Origin of the sequence: Streptomyces phyllanthi, assembly GCF_009377205.1 — a bacterium.
Taxonomy (GTDB): Bacteria; Actinomycetota; Actinomycetes; order Streptomycetales; family Streptomycetaceae; genus Streptomyces; species Streptomyces phyllanthi.
This window is the reverse complement of sequence record NZ_VJZE01000878.1, coordinates 1-1,584: the sequence shown is the minus strand read 5'-3', so window position 1 is coordinate 1,584 and position 1,584 is coordinate 1. Positions and strand designations below refer to the sequence as shown.

1 protein-coding gene and 1 pseudogene are annotated in these 1,584 nt (G+C 71.5%); both read left to right on the top strand.

What is annotated here, in order from left to right; all coding sequences use genetic code 11:
- Window positions 1–457: pseudogene (locus FNH04_RS45805) on the top strand (NAD-dependent epimerase/dehydratase family protein); the annotation flags it as partial.
- Window positions 458–771: 314 nt separating this feature from the next.
- Window positions 772–1,554, top strand: a complete 783-nt coding sequence (locus FNH04_RS45800; protein ID WP_152792122.1) for a DeoR/GlpR family DNA-binding transcription regulator — start codon at window positions 772–774, stop codon at window positions 1,552–1,554.
- Window positions 1,555–1,584: the final 30 nt, after the last annotated feature.

Here is a 1,584-nt window from a genome sequence, read left to right as displayed (position 1 = left end):
CCCCCGGGGTGACGACCCCCTGATCCCGGTCGGCACCCCGCGCCGCCCCGACACCTTCTACGGCCTGTCCAAGTCCTTCGGCGAGGACCTCGCCCAGTTCTACTGGGACAAGTACGGCATGGAGACCGTCTCCGTGCGCATCGGCTCCTGCTTCAAGGAGCCCAGGAGCGTGCGCATGCTGTCCGTCTGGATGAGCCCCGAGGACGGCGCCCGCCTCTTCCACGCGGCCCTCACCGCCGAGGACGTCGGGCACACCGTCGTGTACGGCTCCTCCGCCAACACCCGCCTGTGGTGGGACCTGACGACCGCACGAGCGCTCGGCTACGAGCCGCAGGACGACTCCGAGCCGTTCGCCGAGAAGCTGATCGCGGAGCACGGCGACCTCGACCCGGAGAACGTGGCGCACGCCTACCTCGGCGGCCACTTCGTGAGCGAGCCGCCCATCTGGCCGTACTGATCCGGCCGGGCAGGCGGAAAACGAGCGTTCGCGAGAGCGGGCGGGCACCGAACGGGCCCGCCCGCTCTCCCATTCGGGCACCCGCGCTGCCCGCTCTCACGTTCCGGCGTGCTCCCGCGCAGGTCCGAGGCGGGCAGACGCCGATCCAAACGGGCACGAACGGGCAGCATCGAATCCGCAACAAGCCTGTTCAGCACCCATATGCCGCTGTAGAACTTCCCCCACGGGCCACACCGGGCCCGAACGGGCAGATCCGGCCCCACCGCTCGAAGGCGGACGGGCCACTGAGCACAGCACGGAAGCGGGTGACGAGGATGACGACGGCGAGGACGGCGCGTACCACCGAAGAGCGTCGGCGTGAGATCGTGCGACTCGCCCGCGCCACCGGTTCGGTCGACGTCACCGCGGTCGCGGCCGAGCTGGGCGTGGCCAAGGAGACCGTACGGCGAGACCTGCGGGTCCTGGAGGACCACGGCCTGCTCCGCCGCACCCACGGCGGGGCCTACCCGGTGGAGAGCGCCGGCTTCGAGACGACGCTCGCCTTCCGGGCCACCAGCCATGTCCCCGAGAAGCGCCGGATCGCCGCCGCCGCGGCCGAGCTGCTCGGGGATGCCGAGACGGTCTTCGTCGACGAGGGCTTCACCCCTCAGCTCATCGCCGAGGCCCTGCCCGGAGACCGGCCGCTGACCGTGGTCACCGCCTCCCTGCCGATCGCGGGCGCCCTCGCCGAGGCCGAGAACGTCTCGGTCCTGCTGCTGGGCGGCCGGGTCCGGGCCGGCACCCTGGCGACCGTCGACCACTGGACGACGAAGATGCTCGCCGGTTTCGTCATCGACCTGGCGTACGTCGGCGCCAACGGCATCTCCCGCGAGCACGGTCTGACCACGCCCGACCCGGCGGTCAGCGAGGTCAAGGCACAGGCGATCCGGGCCGCGCGCCGCACGGTGTTCACAGGAGCGCACAACAAGTTCGGAGCGGTCAGCTTCTGCCGGTTCGCCGAGATCGGCGCCCTGGAAGCGATCGTGACGAGCACGCTGCTCCCCGCGGCCGAGGCCCACCGCTACTCACTGCTGGGACCACAGGTCATCCGCGTCTGACGCCCCGACCCCCGATCCTCGACCCCCGAC

Coding starts and splice junctions, on each gene's coding strand:
- FNH04_RS45800 (WP_152792122.1), top strand. CDS start 772: ATGACGACGGCGAGGACGGCGCGTACCACCGAAGAGCGTCGGCGTGAG.